General features: G+C 58.5%; 18 protein-coding genes and 1 pseudogene. 12 read left to right on the top strand and 7 right to left on the bottom strand.

The genetic code is table 11. The features are described from left to right. Positions 1-58 precede the first annotated feature (58 nt). The 4 genes and pseudogenes from ABTV22_RS23465 to ABTV22_RS23450 all read left to right on the top strand — a co-directional run bounded on the left by ABTV22_RS23465 (position 59) and on the right by ABTV22_RS23450 (position 3507). Positions 59-607, top strand: coding sequence for a sigma-70 family RNA polymerase sigma factor (locus ABTV22_RS23465; RefSeq protein WP_433736812.1), 549 nt, complete (start codon positions 59-61; stop codon positions 605-607). Further along, positions 604-1617: an ABC transporter substrate-binding protein gene (locus ABTV22_RS23460; RefSeq protein ID WP_433736811.1), complete on the top strand. Its 1014-nt coding sequence runs from the start codon at positions 604-606 to the stop codon at positions 1615-1617. Before ABTV22_RS23465 ends, ABTV22_RS23460 begins: the two co-directional genes overlap by 4 nt. A gap of 570 nt (positions 1618-2187) precedes the next feature. After that, positions 2188-2910: pseudogene (locus ABTV22_RS23455) on the top strand (PAS domain-containing protein); the annotation flags it as partial. A 57-nt stretch (positions 2911-2967) separates the two neighbouring features. After that, positions 2968-3507, top strand: a complete 540-nt coding sequence (locus ABTV22_RS23450; RefSeq protein WP_433741490.1) for a methyl-accepting chemotaxis protein — start codon at positions 2968-2970, stop codon at positions 3505-3507. 123 nt (positions 3508-3630) lie between these two features. Here the strand turns inward: ABTV22_RS23450 and ABTV22_RS23445 are convergent, their stop codons facing one another. The 5 genes from ABTV22_RS23445 to ABTV22_RS23425 all read right to left on the bottom strand — a co-directional run bounded on the left by ABTV22_RS23445 (position 3631) and on the right by ABTV22_RS23425 (position 9349). Next, the gene (locus tag ABTV22_RS23445; RefSeq protein ID WP_433736810.1) at positions 3631-4179 is read right to left on the bottom strand and encodes a hypothetical protein; all 549 of its coding nucleotides are present in this window, start codon (positions 4177-4179) and stop codon (positions 3631-3633) included. Positions 4180-4345: 166 nt separating this feature from the next. Beyond that, positions 4346-4984 carry a glutathione S-transferase family protein gene (locus ABTV22_RS23440; protein ID WP_433736809.1) on the bottom strand — a complete coding sequence of 213 codons (639 nt, stop codon included), beginning with the start codon at positions 4982-4984 and terminating at the stop codon, positions 4346-4348. 152 nt (positions 4985-5136) lie between these two features. Then, positions 5137-7431, bottom strand: a complete 2295-nt coding sequence (locus ABTV22_RS23435) for a pentapeptide repeat-containing protein (protein WP_433736808.1) — start codon at positions 7429-7431, stop codon at positions 5137-5139. An 88-nt stretch (positions 7432-7519) separates the two neighbouring features. Continuing rightward, on the bottom strand, positions 7520-8017 hold the full coding sequence (locus ABTV22_RS23430) for a hypothetical protein (protein ID WP_433736807.1): 498 nt from the start codon (positions 8015-8017) through the stop codon (positions 7520-7522). 300 nt (positions 8018-8317) lie between these two features. Further along, positions 8318-9349 (bottom strand): LacI family DNA-binding transcriptional regulator, encoded by a 1032-nt coding sequence (locus ABTV22_RS23425; protein WP_433736806.1) that lies wholly within the window; start codon positions 9347-9349, stop codon positions 8318-8320. Positions 9350-9564: 215 nt separating this feature from the next. Between ABTV22_RS23425 and ABTV22_RS23420 the strand changes: the two genes are divergently transcribed. Then, positions 9565-10098, top strand: a complete 534-nt coding sequence (locus ABTV22_RS23420; protein ID WP_433736805.1) for a gluconokinase — start codon at positions 9565-9567, stop codon at positions 10096-10098. Between the two features lie 81 nt (positions 10099-10179). Further along, the gene (locus ABTV22_RS23415) at positions 10180-11532 is read left to right on the top strand and encodes a GntP family permease (protein WP_433736804.1); all 1353 of its coding nucleotides are present in this window, start codon (positions 10180-10182) and stop codon (positions 11530-11532) included. A gap of 156 nt (positions 11533-11688) precedes the next feature. Here ABTV22_RS23415 and alaC read toward each other — a convergent pair whose 3' ends face one another. Then, positions 11689-12906, bottom strand: coding sequence for an alanine transaminase (gene alaC, locus ABTV22_RS23410; RefSeq protein ID WP_433736803.1), 1218 nt, complete (start codon positions 12904-12906; stop codon positions 11689-11691). Between the two features lie 139 nt (positions 12907-13045). On the opposite strand from alaC, the gene ABTV22_RS23405 reads away from it, so the two are divergent. The 3 genes from ABTV22_RS23405 to ABTV22_RS23395 all read left to right on the top strand — a co-directional run bounded on the left by ABTV22_RS23405 (position 13046) and on the right by ABTV22_RS23395 (position 14846). After that, a complete protein-coding gene (locus ABTV22_RS23405) occupies positions 13046-13708 on the top strand; it encodes a LysE family translocator (RefSeq protein WP_433736802.1) in 663 nt (220 codons plus the stop codon). Between the two features lie 67 nt (positions 13709-13775). Next, a complete protein-coding gene (locus ABTV22_RS23400; RefSeq protein ID WP_433736801.1) occupies positions 13776-14261 on the top strand; it encodes a GyrI-like domain-containing protein in 486 nt (161 codons plus the stop codon). A 96-nt stretch (positions 14262-14357) separates the two neighbouring features. Then, positions 14358-14846 carry a GNAT family N-acetyltransferase gene (locus ABTV22_RS23395; RefSeq protein WP_433736800.1) on the top strand — a complete coding sequence of 163 codons (489 nt, stop codon included), beginning with the start codon at positions 14358-14360 and terminating at the stop codon, positions 14844-14846. Positions 14847-14954: 108 nt separating this feature from the next. Here the strand turns inward: ABTV22_RS23395 and ABTV22_RS23390 are convergent, their stop codons facing one another. Next, on the bottom strand, positions 14955-15440 hold the full coding sequence (locus ABTV22_RS23390; RefSeq protein WP_433736799.1) for a GNAT family N-acetyltransferase: 486 nt from the start codon (positions 15438-15440) through the stop codon (positions 14955-14957). Positions 15441-15581: 141 nt separating this feature from the next. Here ABTV22_RS23390 and ABTV22_RS23385 point away from each other — a divergent pair, with 141 nt between their 5' ends. Genes ABTV22_RS23385 through ABTV22_RS23375 form a run of 3 tightly spaced genes read left to right on the top strand, consistent with a single transcriptional unit; the run spans position 15582 to position 17613 of the window. Further along, a complete protein-coding gene (locus ABTV22_RS23385; RefSeq protein ID WP_433736798.1) occupies positions 15582-16007 on the top strand; it encodes a YybH family protein in 426 nt (141 codons plus the stop codon). 27 nt (positions 16008-16034) lie between these two features. Continuing rightward, on the top strand, positions 16035-16379 hold the full coding sequence (locus ABTV22_RS23380) for a YciI family protein (protein ID WP_433736797.1): 345 nt from the start codon (positions 16035-16037) through the stop codon (positions 16377-16379). 1 nt (position 16380) lies between these two features. Beyond that, positions 16381-17613, top strand: coding sequence for an RNA polymerase sigma factor (locus tag ABTV22_RS23375; RefSeq protein WP_433736796.1), 1233 nt, complete (start codon positions 16381-16383; stop codon positions 17611-17613). The last annotated feature ends 105 nt before the right edge of the window (positions 17614-17718 follow it).

Genomic DNA, 17718 nt, shown 5'->3' with positions numbered 1-17718 from the left:
GCTAGGATCGCGTCACCGGACGACCGGACATTCAGCGACCCCTAACCTTGGAGCCTCTATGTCCGGCACCGACCTTTCCCATCGCAACGACATGGGCGGATTGTTCCGCGCTCATTACCCCTGGCTGTGTGCCCGATTGCGCCAGTATCTGGGCAGCGCCGCCAGTGTAGAAGACATCGCCGCCGAAGCCTTCGTGCAGTTGCTCGAAGCACCGCAATCGATATCGATCCGCGAGCCTCGCGCGTTGTTGACCACCATCGCCCGCCGCTTGATTTATCAACTGTGGCGCCGTCGCGACCTGGAGCGCGGGCACCTCGATCGGCTGCGGCAGGTTGATCAATCTTCAACGCCTTCGCCCGAAGAATTGGCGCAACTGACCCAGGCGCTGCAGGGCCTGGACCGCACGTTGGCGCGCCTGCCCGGCAAGGTCAGGGCCACCTTTCTATTGTCTCGGGTCGACGGCCTGACCTATCCGCAAATCGCTGCCGAACTGGGCATTTCCCTGAGGTCGGTCAGCGCCTACATGACCCGTTCCGAGGCCCTGTGCGCACGGCACAGCGCCAATCACTTGCTCAATCGCCATTTACAAGACAAGAGGTCCGCATGAGATCGATCAAAACCCTGCTCGGCAGTTCGTTGCTGGCCCTGAGCCTGATGGCTCACCAGGCACCGGCGGCGGAAAAAACCACGCCAATCCACTTCGGCGACATCACTTGGGAAAGCGGCAGCCTCATCACCGAGATCCTGCGGCTGATCGTCGAGAAAGGTTACGGTTACCCGACGGACACGCTGCCGGGCAGCACGGTCAGCCTCGAAGCGGCGTTGGCCAAGAATGACATTCAAGTGATCGGCGAAGAGTGGGCCGGGCGCAGTCCTGCGTGGGTCAAGGCCGCTGCCGAAGGCAAAGTGTTTGGCTTGGGCGACACGGTCAAAGGCGCCACCGAGGGTTGGTGGGTCCCGGAATACGTGATCAAGGGCGACCCGGAGCGCGGCATCAAACCCCTGGCGCCGGAGTTGAAGTCCGTGGCAGACCTGGCCCGGTACAAAGACGTGTTTCGCGACCCCGAAGACCCGACTCGCGGACGCTTCCTCAACAGCCCAACCGGTTGGACCTCCGAAATCGTCAACAGCCAGAAGCTCAAGGCCTACGACCTGACGCAAAGCTTCGTCAACTTCCGCACCGGCTCCGGCGCCGCGCTGGATGCTGAGGTGGCGTCGTCCATTCGTCGTGGCAAACCAGTGCTGTTCTACTACTGGTCGCCAACGCCGCTATTAGGCCGTTTCAAACTGGTGAAGCTCGATGAGCCGCCGTTCGATGCCCAAGCCTGGAAGACCCTGGCCGACGCCAGTAACCCAAATCCCAAAGGCACCCGTTCGATGCCGGCCAGCCTGGCCATTGGTGTGTCTGCGCCGTTCAAGGCGCAGTATCCGGACCTGGTGGCGTTCTTTGAAAAAGTCGACTTGCCCATCGATCTGCTGAACCAGACCCTGGGGCAGATGAGCGAAAAGCGGCAGAAGCCCCGTGAAGTGGCCGAAGCGTTTTTGCGTGAGCAGCCGCAGGTGTGGAAGGGCTGGGTGCCGGGGGAGGTGGCTGGCAAGGTGAGTGCCAGCCTGTAGTTCAGTGTTGCCTGTTAGATAGCTTTCGCGAGCAAGCCCGCCACACAGGATTTCCACGGACCTGTAGGAGCGAGCAGGCTCGCGATCCGCTTCACCCCATCCCCCCGGCTACCGCCGTCTTCATTCCCATTCTCAAACACCCATTCCAGAGCGGTTTTGGATCTAACCGCTGAACCGATTTTGTCCTCGATGATGGCCGACTAGTGGCCTTGCTTAGCCTTGATGGCTGTCTATGCTCACTCGTAACAAACTGTGTTGGTCGCAATCGCATGTCAGCGATTGAGGCCGTGAGAGTGCGCAAACCAAGGCACCGTCACCCAACAAAATGGACCGATCCGACAAATGGAATTGCTTATGAGCACGTTAGGGCTTGCCCGGCTCCGGGCGATCAAGAGAAGGATGCCTTGATGAGGACGTCGCTATAAGGACCCTCCGATTCAACATCAATTAATTACCTGACAAGTCCTTCTTTTGGAGGGCTGCGCGTACCTGTTCCTTGGAACGTAGTGGTGGATGGGAAAGACCCGTTACTTTCATTTATCGAAAGATCGCGCTTGAGGTGATACGACCATGTTCAACCTGCATAACAAGGCTGACCTGCTGGAAATCGAACGCTTCAGTTGCGCGCTGACCGAGGCCAATGCCAAGTTGGCTGCTATCAGTCGTTCGATGGCGATGATCGAGTTCACGCCGGATGGCATTGTCATCGATGCCAACGACAATTTCTGCAGTGTCATGGGTTACAGCGCTGAGGAAGTACGCGGCAAGCATCACCGGATTTTTTGCGAGGAGGCGTTTTACCGCAGTGAGGCGTACGCCAAGTTGTGGCGTGACCTGGCACGGGGTGAAGCGGTGAGCGGCACTTTTTCCCGATTGAACAAAAGCGGCAAGGAGATCTGGCTCGAAGCCAGCTACATGCCGGTGTACGGCCCTGATCGCCAGGTTCGCAGCGTGATCAAAGTCGCCACGGACATCACCGATCGGGTCAACAAGGAGCATGAAAACCAAAGCATGCTCTCGGCGATCAGTCGTTCCATGGCCGTGATCGAATTCACTCCACAGGGCAAGGTGATTAAGGCCAACGACAATTTCCTCAAGACCATGCATTACTCGCTCAACGAAGTCCTGGGGCAGCACCACAGCCTGTTCTGCCACCGCGCCGAAGCCGAGTCGTCGGCCTATAAAGCGTTCTGGGCATCGCTCAATCGTGGCGAATATCACTCGCACCGTTTTGAACGCAAAGACAAGCATGGTCATACCGTCTTTCTGGAGGCGTCCTACAATCCGCTGTTCGACGCCAAGGGTCGATTGTACAAAGTGGTGAAGTTCGCCAGCGACATCACCCGCCAGATGACCACCCTGCAAACGGCCGCGGAATCGGCCCACAGCACCTCGGTGCAAAACGACGCCTGCGCGCGCAAGGGGTCCGAGGTGGTGCAGCAGACGGTGCAGATCATTCAGGACATTTCCAAAAACTTGAACGAAGCGGCGCTGAGCATCGATGCGGTGAGCAAACAGTCGGACATCATCGGCACTATCGTGCAGACCATCCGTGGCATTGCCGATCAGACCAACCTGCTGGCGCTCAATGCTGCCATTGAGGCGGCCCGGGCCGGGGAGCATGGGCGAGGGTTCGCCGTGGTGGCCGATGAAGTGCGCAGCCTCGCGGCACGCACCAGCCAGGCGACCCTGGAAATTGTCGATGTGGTGCGCAAGAACCACGACTTGTCGGTGAGTGCGGTATCGAGCATGCAATCGAGCCTGAGCCGGACCGGGCTCGGGGTGGAACTGGCGAACGAGGCGGGGGAGGTGATCCTGGAAATCCAGCAAGGCTCGCGGCATGTCGTGGATGCCATCAGCCAGTTCAACTCGACGTTGCAGCTGAACTGACGCAACGCGAACCCGTAGGAGCGAGGCTTGCCCGCGAAGGCGTCATGGCAATCAACATCGATGTTGCCTGACACACCGCTTTCGCGGGCAAGCCTCGCTCCTACAGGGATGTGTTGTTCGCGATCAAAGCGACGCCAGGAATTTATCCACGACCTGCGCCTTATCCTGATCACCACTTTGTTGCGCTTTCTCTGCCTTGGCGATTTCTGCCTTGTCCTGCATACGCTGGGCGATTTCCTCGCCGATTGCTTTCTGCTTCTCAGGCGGCATGGCGTCGACTTCTTCCTGGGTCAGCCCCATCTCTTGCAGAATCGAATCGCGCATACGCTGTTCCGGGGTTTTGCTCATGTAATCCTTGAATTCGGAAGTGGCCGAGCCGTCCTTGATCCGATCCTTGGCATCATCCGGCAGCGACGGGTTGCCCGCTTGCAGATTCACGCGGGTCTTGGCGAATGCCTCGTCGACGTTGTCGCTGATGCGCGTGGCTTCGCTGACCTGTTGTGTGGCTTGCCCGGTGGCGGATTCCTGAACTTGCGTGTTTGGAACCTGCATGTTGTTTTGCAGGGCCTGGGTCATGACGCTTTGCAAACCGGCGGCGGCTTCGGCGGTGGGATCTTCACCGGGACGCTTGGGGAGGGGGGTGACCAGGTTTGATTTTGCACTGACCAACATGATGGGAAGCCCTTGTAGGTTATGGCGGTGCAGTGTGTTGAGCAAATACTGTGCCTTAGAAATAAATTATATAAAAATCAATAAGTTAAGTTAATTTTTGTAACGGCGAAGGTGAAGCATAGGCAAGCCTTTGCCGGCGGGCGGCAAGGCCTGGAGTCCCGTTTGTTCAAGGCAGGCCGTTGCAGCAGTGTTTGAGAAAACCGGCATGCTGGGCCAGGCGCTTGAAGTAATCATCGACGGCAGGGAGGTCGGGGCGCTCCATGGGCGTCATGAGCCAGCGATTGACGGACAACCCGATGACAATGTCGGCCAGGGTAAATCGGCTCCCGGTGACATAGGCCTGGGTGCTCGCCAGTTGATGTTCAAGGATGGCCATATTCTGACCCCAGCCACGAATGCCGACCTCCAGGCGATGCGGGTCCTGGAATTCCGGGTCTTTGCGCACCAGCGACATGAAGGCGTACACCCATGAGGCATTGAGTTCGATGGCCTGCCAATCCATCCATTGATCCACTTTGGCGCGGGCGGCCGGCTCGCTGGGCAGCAGCTCGCTGTGGTGATGGTGGTGCTTGCCAGCCAGGTAGCGGCAAATGGTGTTGGACTCCCACAGCACCCCGTTCTCATCGATGATCACCGGCACCTGCGCGTTGGGATTGAACCTGAGGAATTCCGGGCTGTGGGTCGAGGCAAAGCCGCTGCCCCAATCCTCACGTTCGTATGGCAACCCCAGCTCCTCGCACGTCCACAGGACTTTCCTGACGTTGATCGACGAGGCTTTGCCGAGAATTTTCAGTGCATGTTCCATGGAATGACTCCATCCAGAATGGCGTATAGACAAGTGTAGGAGCTGCCGCAGGCTGCGATCTTTTGATCTTGCCTTTAAAAAACAAAGCCGAAAGAACGCAGCTTGTCGCCACGACACCGATCAATCAGAACCGCAACTACGGTGTCGCGCGATTATCGCCATGCTGCTGGGTAAAGCCCCAGAAACACTTGTTTCAAGGGCGAGTCGGGCGTTGCCAACTGCTGAATATGCCTTGTCATCATGTCGCTCAGTACGGCTGTACAGGAGAACTCTTTGCCCATAAGTCGCGCCTGCCAATCGCTAAGGGTGCTGGGCCCAATGAGCGCTTTATCCAACTGCTGCACCTCATTCAGCAGGGCTGAGGCGTAGACCCTGAGCGCTTGCGGCGAGTCTGTCTCTGAACCAAACAAGGCACTTGAGCTGTAACGAGTAAACATCGTAGCCAGGACCAGCATCAAGCGCGCCCGATTTGTCTGAGTATCGTCAAGGCGCAGGGTATTCGCGGCTTGCCACAGCGCTTCCTGGTGCGCGGGCTGTAGATGTACACCGCCGTCATTTCCTTCTATCCCTGTCCAGAGTGCTGAAAAGTGCTCAGCCAATTCACGCTGTTGCAAGGGGCTCAATAACTTCTCGGATACTCGTTGGCACTGTTGGGCTTCAATAAAACGCTGAGCATGTGGCGAGCTGGCGAGGACCGTGTTGACCAATTGTCTGGCAACCTGACCACCGATAATGGACAGGTATTGCGCCTTCAGAAAGGGGCTTACGGCATAGGTCTGGTCGAGATCAGTCGGTGCCACATTGTCGAAAGCCGAAGCTGAGCTGTGGCGTTCAAATTGGTACAGCTGCTGTAGAGATACTTGCGTGCTTGTGGAACTAACCAGCTTTTGGAACTGGTCGGATTCGAGTGCCACTACGCGAAGGCCATCCTCGGCACTGAAAAGGTAAGTTTCATCCGACAGCCCCGGCTCTATCGCCTCGATTGCAGGTAAGGCTGTTTGGAGTATCGGATCGGCCAGGAGTCTCTGGCGCAATTGATTGGCGAGAAGCTGTTGCTCTACTTCATCCGGAGATTGGGTCGCAGCGTACAGTAACTGGTTGACTGCCCCTTGGTATTTGGGGGCAGCCCAATCCAGAGTGAGCGCCCGGTTTAGACGTTCCAGAACAAACGAAACATCCACTTCATTCGGATTCAGTAGTGCCTGGTTTTTATTTTCCATCCAGCGGGGCAACAACCGCTTGTCAATGAATCCGGCAATGGTCTCATCCTCTGCATAGGCCGGATTCCTTAACAGTACGTCGGCCAGCGAAGTCCAGGAGCCTTGCAGCTTTTCGTCGGGCAGCTTGTTGAGCTGTTCGATTACCATTGCCATGGCTGCAGTTCGCAGGGGTATGTATTCGTCCGGGATGCTGTCGATGGAGGTTAATACGCCATGACCATCATTGTTCAAATGATTGATGCGTCGATCAAACTCGTGTTCAGAAGATAAGCTCAGATGAATCGACAGCTCGGCGTCATCCAACCTGGCATTTTTAAAATTTGCGTAGACAAGGTCAACGTTCGTGAGCTTGGCGTGACTCAGGTTTGCGTTGGATAAGTTCGCATCGTCAAACCTGGTGCCGTGAAAAATTGCACCGCAGCAGTCAGCGTGTTCAATATTGATGGTTTCTAATTTGGTGTAACTCAGGTCAGCGTTCGTAAATTTCGCATTTGGCATGCTGCTGTCGCGAAATTCAGCATGTCGTATTGTTGTATCAATGAAGTTCACTGCTTGTGCGTTAAAGCTAAGAAATGCACAGCCGGAAAGATTCGATTGGTTGAACGTGTATTTGACTTCCTCTTTTGACGAAAATTGTGCCCCGCGCAAGTCTCGCTGGCTAAAGTCGGATAGTTGGCGCCAAGGTAGTTCAGATGTATCGCCTGTGCGGAGCATCCAGTTTTGTACCAAGGTCGGCAATTTATCGAATGAAGTTTGATCGGTGAATATTGACTCTCTCCTTAAGATTGGCTGCTGAATGGAAAGTTTAAAGAGGTCCTTGGTTAGTTTATTTAATAGTTGGGGGCGGTTATTCGAAAGCTCAAGCTTGAATATTGAGAGTAGCACTCTGGTTATTGAGTTGAGTTCGACACTGTATTCAGGTTTTTCTTTACCCGTTTCAGGAGTTGACAAGCTGTGGTGCGCGCAATTCAACCAGTCCAATAAATCGTAAATATCACCTTTTTGCTCTGAAGTAGCAGTCAGCTCATTGCGGTTCAGCGCTTTTTCGACATCTGTGAACCAAGGATTCATATTGTGCGGGACGTGGGGTTTTGGATCTGTAAATGCAGAGGGAGAGTTCTGTGTTTGTTCTAATTTTTGGCTGATTAACCCGCTTGGGGGCACACTTTCTCCGCCGCCAGGCGAGGGCGCGGAAGACATGAAAGAGCAAATGGCAGGTAAGGTCATAGGTATCCATCCGATTGGCAAGGCCGAAAACTGCTTTCGACCACTCTCTGCGTAGTGCCAGCGATGGAGCTATCACAAAGGGCTCTTTTCAAACAGAAGGCGGTGGTGCAGGAAACAATCCGTCCCAGACCGGACTTGAGCAGCCGCTGGGTGTGTTTTCCTGGAGTACCGGTTGCCTTATGAGCCAGCCTTGAAGCTGTTGGCCGATGAACACTGGGGTCGATTCGATGCATTCACCCTGGGGCGCGATTCTGGCCTGATCCACCGACACAAACAGTGGGCCCGGTAGATCGAACTGGGTCGTGGATCGGCTCTCAAGTCCCGTATCCTTGCGGGCAAAACATGAGTTCCTGCGACCGCTCCGGTCGGTTGTCATCACGCCGGCTTCTTCCAGATTGGCATGCCAGACATTCATGACAACAGCCGGCCCCTGATCTTTCGGGTGTGCGGCAAGGCAGCTTTTGATGGCCGGCATGAAACGAGGGTCGCTTAAAAAAACGCTCCAGTCGTCTGGCTCTGAGGCGTGCACCTGGGACATCAGCCCTGAGAGGGCCAGCAGTAAGGCCCCGGTGACTATCTTGCGCATTGTGTGTGTCCGCCTGAAAAGGAGAGGGGCGGATTCTGCACGCGTGGTTCGTGCGGGGCCGGGCAAAGGTGTTTCAAAATGCGGATAAGCAGACCAATGACCACCTGTGGTGAGGGGATTCATCCCCGTTGGGCGAGGGGGCTACTTGTGGCGAGGGGATTTATCCCCGTTGGGTTGCGAAGCAGCCCCGACATCAGGCGATGTGTTTTGTATGAAGGATCGCAGTGCCAGGACTTGGGGTTGCTTCGCAACCCAGCGGGGATAAATCCCCTCGCCACAGACAAAATCTTTGCCGACGGATCAGGTGCTTTCGCGCACCTTCAACTCAAACCCCATGTCTTGCACCGGTTTGGCCACGGTGTTGCCGGCCATCAGCGTCAGCATCTGCTCCGCCGCGCGGCGGCCAATGGCTTCGCGCGGGGTGCTGATGCTGCTCAGGCGCGGCACCATGTGGGCCGAGCCCGGCAGGTCGTTGAAGCCGAGAATCGCCACCTGCTCAGGAATCTTGATGCCGCAGCGCAGGGCTTCGAGCAGGGCGCCCTGGGCCAGGTCGTCGTTGCCGAAGAAGATGGCATCGACATCCGGGTGAGTGGCGATCATCTGCAGGAACAGCTCGCCGCCCAGGCCGACCGACGATGGGCGCGGCGTCAGGACTTCCAGGGCCGGGTCATACAAACCGGCCTTTTGCAGGGCGCGACGGTAACCTTCACCGCGCAGCAGCGTGCGCTGGTCGAGCTGCGCGCCAATGTAGGCCAGGCGCTTGCGGCCACGGGACAGCAAGTGCTCGGCGGCGGTTTCGCCGGCGGCCAGTTGCGAAAACCCGACGCAATTGAGCCCGTCAGCGCTGTCCAGTTCCATCATGTACACGCAGGGAATGTTGCTGGCTTCGATCATCCGTCGCGAACTTTCGGTGCGGTCGAAACCGGTGAGCAGCAAGCCACGGGGTTGATAGGCCATGTAGTTGCGCAGCAGGTTTTCTTCTTCATCGCGCGAATAGTGGAAGTTGCCGATCAGCACTTCGAAGCCCTTTGGGCGCAACACCTGATGAATGGCTTCCAGGGTGTCGATGAACAGCAGGTTCGATAGTGACGGCACCAACACCACCACCGAATGGCTCTGGGCGGAGGCCAGGGCGCGGGCGGCGGAGTTGACCACGTAATTGAGTTCACGGGCCGCGTTCTGGACTTTTTCCACCAGTTCCGTGGCCACTGTGCTCACGCCGCGCAAGGCGCGGGAGGCGGTAATCGGGCTGACGCCGGCCAGTCGCGCGACTTCATTCAGGGTAGGGCGGCCAGTGGTGCGCGTATTTTTATCGTTCTTGATTGAGGTCATCGACGGCTTGCCAAACAAAATTCAAGGCACTAAGGTAGCGCTGTCTCGATGCAGCTGCAAATGCGTGAGCGAGGGTTCGCCTGATCCTCGCTTTTTGGCGTTGAGAACGAACATGCTGCAACCCACAAAATGACAAGAAAGGCGTCGGCAACTCCTGCTTTTGGTCTAGTGTCATAACTGGCAAAGGTAGCGCTGTCTGCGCGCTGAGGTGTTACATGAATCATCCCATCACCGCCCTGGTCATCATGGGCGTTGCCGGTTGCGGCAAGACGTGCGTCAGCGAGGCCTTGTGCCAACTGAGCGGCGCCACTGCCATTGAAGGCGACTCTTTTCACCCTGCCGCCAATATCGAAAAGATGAGCGCGGGTATCCCCCTGAACGATGAAGACCGTGCCGGCTGGCTCGACAGCCTGTGCGATGAACTGCGCCGTGTCGACGCCCTGGGCCAGCGCCCGGTGCTGACCTGCTCGGCGCTCAAGCACATTTACCGCGAACGTCTGCGCAGCGCCTTGCCGGGCCTGGGTTTCGTGTTCCTTGAGTTGACCCCCGAAGTCGCCGCCGACCGTGTGTCCCATCGACCGGGCCACTTCATGCCGTCGACCCTGATCGACAGCCAGTTCGCCACCCTCGAATCCCCCGTCGGCGAACCGTTGACCCTGGCATTGGATGCTTCGACCCATAGCGTCGAGCAACTGGCGGTGCAGGCTCATGTCTGGTGGCAGGCGAACGGCCTGAAGCAAGCGGTATGAGTGTGCTTGCAAAGACAGCGCTGTCCTCGCGACTTCTGATTAACCCGCTTTAATAACAACAACAACCAGGAGACACCCCCAATGTTTGGCATGTCCCACGAGACGTTCCTGCTGCTCGATGCAGTGGTCACGGTGATCGGGCTTATCGTCCTGATTACCAAATTCAAGATCCACCCGTTCATTGCCCTGACCATTGCTGCCGCATTCCTCGGTCTGACCTCCGGCATGCCGATCGGCACCATCATCAAGGCCTTCCAGGACGGCTTCGGTGGCGTGCTCGGTTTTGTCGGGATCATCCTCGCGCTGGGCACCATGCTCGGCAAAATGATGGCCGAGTCGGGTGGGGCGGACCAGATCGCCCAGACCCTGATCCGCGCCTTCGGCAAGGACAAAGTGCAATGGGCGATGATGTTCGCCGCGTTCCTGGTCGGCATCCCGCTGTTCTTCGAAATCGGCTTCGTGCTGCTGATTCCGCTGGTGTTCATCGTTGCCCGTCGCACTGGCGTGTCGATCATCAAGATCGGTATCCCACTGCTGGCTGGCCTGTCCGCCGTGCACGGCCTGGTGCCGCCGCACCCGGGTCCGCTGCTGGCCATCGGCGTGTTCGGTGCCGACATCGGCAAGACCATTCTTTACGGCCTGATCGTGGCGTTGCCAACGGCGATCATTGCCGGTCCGATTTTCGGTACCTTCATTGCCAAGCACATCCCCGGCCATCCGAACCAGGAGCTGGTGGATCAACTGGCCCGCGAGTCAGATTCCGCCGACCTGCCGAGCTTCGGCATCACTCTGGTCACCGTGCTGTCGCCGGTGTTCCTGATGCTGCTCAAGACCTTTGCCGACGTGGTGCTGCCAGACGGCAACTTCTTCCGTACCTTTATGGACCTGATCGGTCACCCGATCTCGGCGCTGCTGCTGGCGTTGCTGTTGTCGCTGTACACCTTTGGCCACAAGCAGGGCATCGGTTCGCAACAGATCCTCAAATGGCTGGATGCGAGCCTGGCGCCAACCGCCGCGATCATTCTGATCATCGGTGCCGGTGGTGGCTTCAAGCAGATGCTGGTTACCAGCGGCGTGGGTGACGTGATTGGCCACATGGCCGTGGCTGCACAGATTTCGCCGATCCTGCTGGCCTGGCTGGTGGCGGCGGTGATTCGTATCGCTACAGGTTCTGCCACCGTGGCAACCATTACTGGCGCGGGCATCGTGGTGCCGGTGGTGGGAATGATTCCGGGGGTGAACCGTGAACTGCTGGTGCTGGCCACCGGTGCCGGCTCGCTGATCCTGTCCCATGTGAACGACGCCGGTTTCTGGCTGGTCAAGCAGTACTTCAACATGACCGTGGCGGAAACCTTCAAGACCTGGACCGCGATGGAGACCATTCTGTCGGTGGTGGGGTTGGGCTTTATTCTGTTGTTGTCGTTGTTCGTTTAAGCGATTCGCCAGACACAAAAAAACCGCAGCGATGCGGTTTTTTTGTGGGCGGATAATCCCCCTGTAGGAGCTGCCGCAGGCTGCGATCTTTTGATCTTGTTTTTAAAAGCAAAATCAAGAGATCGCAGCCTTCGGCAGCTCCTACAGGGAAGTGTGTCAGGCGTTGGATTTGGTGACGAGCCCATCCGCCCGGAACATCCCGCGAATCCCGCGCACGGCCTGGCGAATCCGGTCCTGGTTTTCGATCAGGGCGAAGCGCACGTGATCGTCGCCGTACTCACCGAAACCCACGCCCGGTGAGACGCAGACCTTGGCTTCAGCCAGCAGTTTCTTGGCGAACTCCAGCGAACCCATGTGGGCATAGGCTTCGGGAATCTTGGCCCAGACGTACATCGAGGCTTTCGGGTTCTCGACCATCCAGCCCAGTTCATGCAGACCCTTGACCAGCACGTTGCGCCGCTGCCGGTATTGCTCGGCGATGTCGAGCACGCATTGCTGGTCGCCTTCGAGCGCGGCAATCGCCGCCACTTGCAGCGGGGTGAAGGTGCCGTAGTCGTGGTAGCTTTTGATCCGCGCCAGGGCGTTGACCAGTTCCGGGTTGCCGACCATGAAACCGATGCGCCAGCCCGCCATGTTGTAGCTCTTGGACAGGGTGAAAAACTCCACCGCGATGTCCTTGGCGCCGGGCACCTGCATGATCGACGGGGCTTTCCAGCCGTCGTAGACGATGTCGGCGTAGGCCAGGTCGTGCACCACCAGCACATCGTATTGCTTGGCGAGGGCGATCACCCGTTCAAAGAAATCCAGCTCCACGCACTGGGCGGTGGGGTTGGACGGGAAGCCGAGAATCATCATCTTCGGCTTCGGGATCGAGCCGCGAATCGCCCGTTCCAGTTCGGCGAAGAAATCCACGCCCGGCACCAACGGCACCGAACGCACCTGGGCGCCGGCAATCACGGCACCGTAGATGTGGATCGGGTAGCTCGGGTTGGGCACCAGAACGGTGTCGCCCTGGTCAAGGGTGGCCAGCATCAGGTGCGCCAGGCCTTCCTTGGAACCGATGGTGACGATGGCTTCGCTTTCCGGGTCGATGTCGACCTCGTAGCGATCCTTGTACCAGTTGGAAATCGCCCGACGCAGACGCGGGATCCCCTTGGACGTCGAGTAGCCGTGGGTGTCTTCGCGCTGGGCGACGGTCACCAGTTTTTCGACGATGTGCGGCGGGGTGGCGCCGTCGGGGTTGCCCATGCTCAAGTCGATGATGTCTTCGCCACGACGACGGGCGGCCATCTTCAGCTCGGCTGTGATGTTGAAAACGTAGGGGGGGAGTCGATCGATGCGCGCAAAGCGGCGCGGCGAACCTTGTTCGGCCATTGTTGCCTCGGATAACGTAAGCGCCCGGAACCGTCCGAGCGACGCTGGTCACTGCGGTGACCTGTGGCGGAATGTAAGGGCAGGTGTGGCAGACTGTCCAGCCTCCATGTAAACAAATTTTTCCGAAGGAAGCGGTTCGATGGAATTTAGCAGTGGCTTCTTGCTGAGCCTTTCGCTGTGCCTGGACATCGGCGTGGCCAACATCGCGATGATCACGTTGGCGATGCAACGCGGCTATTTTCAAGGCTTTGCGCTGGGGCTGGGGACCTGCGTAGGCGATCTGATCTACGCCGTTCTGGCATTGGCCGGCATGACCGTTCTGCTGCAATACGAAACCGTGCGCTGGGTGTTATGGATCGGTGGTTCAGCCCTGCTGGTGTACTTCGCGGCGAAGATGATTTATTCGGCAATTCATCACGAGGCGCTGCTGGCCGAGACCGCCGAGGTCGGCCACAACTCCCATCGCAAGGAATTCTTTCGCGGGATCTTCCTCGCGATGTCGTCGCCCAGCGCGATTCTCTGGTTCGCCGCGGTGGGCGGCACCCTGATTGCCCGGTCCGGTGGCGGCGGCCCCCTCAGTTCGGCGTTGTTTCTTGGCGGGTTTCTCTGTGCCGGACTGCTCTGGTCCGCCGGCCTGTGCTTCGCCGCGAGCCACGGAGGCAAGCTGTTGGGCGACAAGCTGCTGCGTTATTCCTACCTGGCATCGGCGGCGATCTTCTGCTATTTCGCGGTGTACGTGATCCTATCTGGCTACAACGAGTTTGTCGGTGCCGCTGCCGCCCGGCAGTTGCAGGCCCTGTAAGTGGGCGAATCGGGTTTGACCTCTATACTCCCTGCCGAACCCACTTTTTCACTTCAGGAGTCGAGCCATGGATGAGCAAAAACGCGTCGAACTGGCAGAGCCTCGCTTCGAACACGGACACTTCCTGCTGATCGCAGGGCTAGGCGGACGATTTACCCAGCAAACCACCCAGGACATTCCCGCACTCTGGGAAAAATTCATTCCGCACATCGGCAATATTCCGGGGCAAAAAAGCGAAGTCACGTACGGCATCTGCTGCAACGCAGATGGCAAGGGCGGCTTCGAATACATCGCCGGTGTCGAGATCGCCAAGCTCGACGACCTTCCCGATCAATACCGCTGGGTTGAAGTGCAGCCGCAGCACTACGCGGTGTTTGAACACAAAGGCTCGCTGGATCAATTGCCGCAAACCTTTCAGTACATTTGGCACACCTGGCTGCCGCAGTCTGGCCGTGTGGCAGCGGATGCTCCGGAATTCGAACGCTACAGCGAAGACTTCAACCCGGCTCTCAAGACCGGCAAGCTGGAAATCTGGTTGCCCATCAAAGCGTGATCCCTCGCGTCGGGAGGCGGATCGGACGATTCGTCTCTCGATGTCATGCCCGGGCTGAATTATGATTCCCGGCTATTCCTCTGTTTGCGACCCGCCATGAACACCGTCATCCGTAACGTCACGCCTGCCGATCTGGACCGCTGCTACGCCATCGAAACCCTTGCCTACGAAGGTGACGAAGCCGCTACCTACGAGAAAATCGCCACCCGTATTGCCACCTGGCCCGAGGGGTTCATCGTGGCCGAGGTGGACGGCGTGGTGGCCGGCTTCATCAACTCCGGCGCGGCGTTCCAGGTGGAAATGTCGGACGAGGCGTTCAAGGAACTGATCGGCCACGACCCGGCAGGCCCAAACGTGGTGATCATGTCGGTGGTGGTGCACCCGGATTACCAGGGGCAGGGTTTGGCGAAGCGGTTGATGGGTGAATTCATCGAGCGCATGCGCGACATGGGCAAGGCGACGATTCATCTGATGTGCAAGGAGCGGCATATTCCGTTGTACGCCGGATTTGGCTTTGCCTACATCAAACCATCGGCCTCCGACCATGGCGGCATGGCGTGGCATGAGATGGTGCTCAATCTCTAAACGAAGTCCCGTGTAGGAGCTGCCGCAGGCTGCGATCTTTTGATTTTGACTTTTAAAAGCAAGATCAAAAGATCGCAGCCTGCGGCAGCTCCTACACGGGGCGGTGTTTCAGAAGATCAATCCCATCCGGCGCTCATAGCCAATCCGCCCCCTGTACGCCTCGCCGCTGTCGACAAAGCCGTACCGTGCATAGAGCGCAATCGCCGATTCATTGTCCGTATCCACCGACAACTCCAGCCCGCTGATTTCCGGCCAGGTCTGGCGCGCCATTTCGGGCAATGCTTGCAGGCAGGCCTTGCCGTAGCCCTTGCCTTGAGCCCGTTGGTCGACCTGAAGCGCGTGCAATGTAGCGCTATGCTCATTGGCCCAGGCCGGCAACACCGGCGGGCGCTTGAGCAACAGGAAGGCTACGGGAATATCGTCCGCCAGCAGGGTAAATCCCTTGACGCCTGGGCCGGGACGGGACAGCAACGTGTGTAAGGCGCCGTGAATATCGCCGGAAAACCTGATCTGCTCCGGGAGAACCTCTATCGCCTCGACCTGCTGGCGCTGCAGCGCAGTCAGGCTTTCGTAAGGCACGAGTCGGGCGGTCATGGGCGGGTCCTTGTTCCTGCACGAATGAGCTTCGGATTCTAGCGATTATGGTGCTTTGGAATTTTTTTATTTCACCTGTCGATTCGCCGGATCACCAGACGACTAAGGGTGACTTCACAATAAAAACCACGGAGAACCACCATGAGCGCAACCCATGAAATCCAGACCCTCATCGACAACTATCGTCAGGCGGTCGTCGCCAAGGATGTCGATAAAATCATGAGTTTCTATAGCGAGGACATTGTCTCTTTCGACGCGGTCAAGGCCCTGCAATTTCGCGGCAAGGCCGCCTACCGTGCGCATTGGCAGGCCTGTATGGAAATGTGCGCCGGCCCGCACAAGTTCGACTTCGACCACATGAACATCGTGGCCGACGAACACATCGCCTTCGCCCATTGGCTGGCCCACTGCGGCGGCACCAACGACAAGGGCGAAACCCAGGCCTGCTGGATGCGCGGTACCGCCTGCTATCGACGCGAAGCCGGGCAATGGCGCATCGTTCACGAACACTGGTCGGCACCGTTCGACATGCAAAGCGGCGCGGCATTGTTCAATCTGGAACCTTAAGTTGAACCCTTCGGTCAGGAGAGCGCGATGAAATATTTATGCCTGGTCTACAGCGATGAGCGCCTGCTGCATTCGCTGCCGGAGAGTCCCGACGACGCCGAGTGCATGGCCTATGCCGAGTCGGTCCAGGGCAGCGGCCGCATGGTTGCCGCCGAGGCTCTGGAGTCGGTGCAGACCGCCACCACCGTGCGCATGCGCAACGGCAAGTTGTCGATCACCGATGGCCCGTTTGCCGAAACCAAGGAGCAACTGGCCGGCTTCTACCTGATCGATGCCAAAGATCTGAACGAAGCCATCCAGGTCGCCGGTGACATCCCGGCGGCGCGGGTCGGCAGTGTCGAAGTGCGCCCCGTTCGTACATTGAATGTCTGACATGCCGGAGTCGGTAAAGGCGCAGGTCGAGCAGGTCTATCGCCAGGAATCGCGGCGCATTCTGGCGACGTTGATCCGCCTGCTCGGCGACTTCGACCTCGCCGAAGAGGCCTTGCACGAAGCGTTTTTCGTCGCCGTCGAGCGCTGGCAGCAAGACGGCGTACCGGACAACCCGCGCACTTGGTTGGTGTCCACCGGGCGCTTCAAGGCCATCGATGTGCTGCGCCGGCGTGCTCGCTTTGCCGCGTCACGCCCGCTGTTGATCGCGCAACTGGAGGCGCTGGAGCAGGCCGACTGGAGTGACGAAGACGTGGAAGACGATCGCTTGCGCCTGATCTTCACCTGTTGTCACCCGGCGCTGGCGGCGGACGCCCAGGTGCCGTTGACCTTGCGTGAAGTCTGCGACCTGACCACCGAGGAAATCGCCCGGGCGTTCCTTTCAGCACCCGCCACCATCGCCCAGCGCATCGTGCGCGCCAAGGCGAAAATCCGCGACGCGAAAATCCCTTATCAGGTGCCGTCCCTGGCCGAGCTTCCCGAGCGTCTGGACAGCGTGCTGCGGGTGGTTTACCTGGTGTTCAACGAAGGCTATTCGGCATCCATCGGTGCGCAAGTGACCCGCGAGGACCTGACCCGCGAAGCGATTCGCCTCGGTCGCTTGTTGATGGAGTTGCTGCCGGAACCGGAGGTCATGGGCCTGCTGGCGCTGATGCTGTTGCACGAGTCACGGCGGGTGGCCAGAACCTCTGCCAGCGGCGAGCTGATCTTGCTGGATGAACAGGACCGGACGTTGTGGGACTGCCAGATGATCGCCGAAGGTTGCGCGCTGGTAGAGCAGGCGTTGGGCTCCGGGACCTTCGGCCCGTATTGCCTGCAGGCGGCGATTGCGGCGGTGCATGCTGAAGCGCCATCGGTGGATGAGACCGATTGGGTGCAGATCGTCGGACTCTACGACGTGCTGTTGCGCGCCGTGCCGTCGCCAGTGATCGAATTGAACCGGGCGGCGGCGTTGGCCAAACGCGACGGGCCGCAGGCCGGGCTGACGCTGGTGGAGGCAATTCTGGATCGTGGAGAGTTGCTGGACTACCACTTGGCGCATTCGGCGCGGGCGGAGTTTTGTCGGCAGTTGGGACGGGTTGATCAGGCGCGGCAAGCCTATGAGCGAGCGCTGGAACTGACCCGGCAAGAGCCGGAACGGCGGTTTATCGAGGCTCGGCTTAAGGCGTTGGGATGATGTGATCTCACGGGCCTCATCGCGGGCACATTCAACATTGTTGGCGTCTGACACTCCGCCTTCGCGGGCAAGCCTCGCTCCTACAGGTTCAGGTCAGATTCAAAT

The sequence above is a fragment of the Pseudomonas putida genome (assembly GCF_050990305.1).
In the GTDB taxonomy this organism is placed as follows: Bacteria; Pseudomonadota; Gammaproteobacteria; order Pseudomonadales; family Pseudomonadaceae; genus Aquipseudomonas; species Aquipseudomonas putida_AH.
The sequence above is the reverse complement of the archived record's forward strand: the minus strand, read 5'-3'. Positions and strand labels throughout refer to the sequence as shown.

What these genes read in the sequence shown, in the direction of transcription:
- ABTV22_RS23465 (WP_433736812.1), top strand. Translation starts at nt 59, where the DNA reads ATGTCCGGCACCGACCTTTCCCATCGCAACGACATGGGCGGATTGTTC.
- ABTV22_RS23460 (WP_433736811.1), top strand. Translation starts at nt 604, where the DNA reads ATGAGATCGATCAAAACCCTGCTCGGCAGTTCGTTGCTGGCCCTGAGC.
- ABTV22_RS23450 (WP_433741490.1), top strand. Translation starts at nt 2,968, where the DNA reads ATGACCACCCTGCAAACGGCCGCGGAATCGGCCCACAGCACCTCGGTG.
- ABTV22_RS23445 (WP_433736810.1), bottom strand. Translation starts at nt 4,179, where the DNA reads ATGTTGGTCAGTGCAAAATCAAACCTGGTCACCCCCCTCCCCAAGCGT.
- ABTV22_RS23440 (WP_433736809.1), bottom strand. Translation starts at nt 4,984, where the DNA reads ATGGAACATGCACTGAAAATTCTCGGCAAAGCCTCGTCGATCAACGTC.
- ABTV22_RS23435 (WP_433736808.1), bottom strand. Translation starts at nt 7,431, where the DNA reads ATGACCTTACCTGCCATTTGCTCTTTCATGTCTTCCGCGCCCTCGCCT.
- ABTV22_RS23430 (WP_433736807.1), bottom strand. Translation starts at nt 8,017, where the DNA reads ATGCGCAAGATAGTCACCGGGGCCTTACTGCTGGCCCTCTCAGGGCTG.
- ABTV22_RS23425 (WP_433736806.1), bottom strand. Translation starts at nt 9,349, where the DNA reads ATGACCTCAATCAAGAACGATAAAAATACGCGCACCACTGGCCGCCCT.
- ABTV22_RS23420 (WP_433736805.1), top strand. Translation starts at nt 9,565, where the DNA reads ATGAATCATCCCATCACCGCCCTGGTCATCATGGGCGTTGCCGGTTGC.
- ABTV22_RS23415 (WP_433736804.1), top strand. Translation starts at nt 10,180, where the DNA reads ATGTTTGGCATGTCCCACGAGACGTTCCTGCTGCTCGATGCAGTGGTC.
- alaC (WP_433736803.1), bottom strand. Translation starts at nt 12,906, where the DNA reads ATGGCCGAACAAGGTTCGCCGCGCCGCTTTGCGCGCATCGATCGACTC.
- ABTV22_RS23405 (WP_433736802.1), top strand. Translation starts at nt 13,046, where the DNA reads ATGGAATTTAGCAGTGGCTTCTTGCTGAGCCTTTCGCTGTGCCTGGAC.
- ABTV22_RS23400 (WP_433736801.1), top strand. Translation starts at nt 13,776, where the DNA reads ATGGATGAGCAAAAACGCGTCGAACTGGCAGAGCCTCGCTTCGAACAC.
- ABTV22_RS23395 (WP_433736800.1), top strand. Translation starts at nt 14,358, where the DNA reads ATGAACACCGTCATCCGTAACGTCACGCCTGCCGATCTGGACCGCTGC.
- ABTV22_RS23390 (WP_433736799.1), bottom strand. Translation starts at nt 15,440, where the DNA reads ATGACCGCCCGACTCGTGCCTTACGAAAGCCTGACTGCGCTGCAGCGC.
- ABTV22_RS23385 (WP_433736798.1), top strand. Translation starts at nt 15,582, where the DNA reads ATGAGCGCAACCCATGAAATCCAGACCCTCATCGACAACTATCGTCAG.
- ABTV22_RS23380 (WP_433736797.1), top strand. Translation starts at nt 16,035, where the DNA reads ATGAAATATTTATGCCTGGTCTACAGCGATGAGCGCCTGCTGCATTCG.
- ABTV22_RS23375 (WP_433736796.1), top strand. Translation starts at nt 16,381, where the DNA reads ATGCCGGAGTCGGTAAAGGCGCAGGTCGAGCAGGTCTATCGCCAGGAA.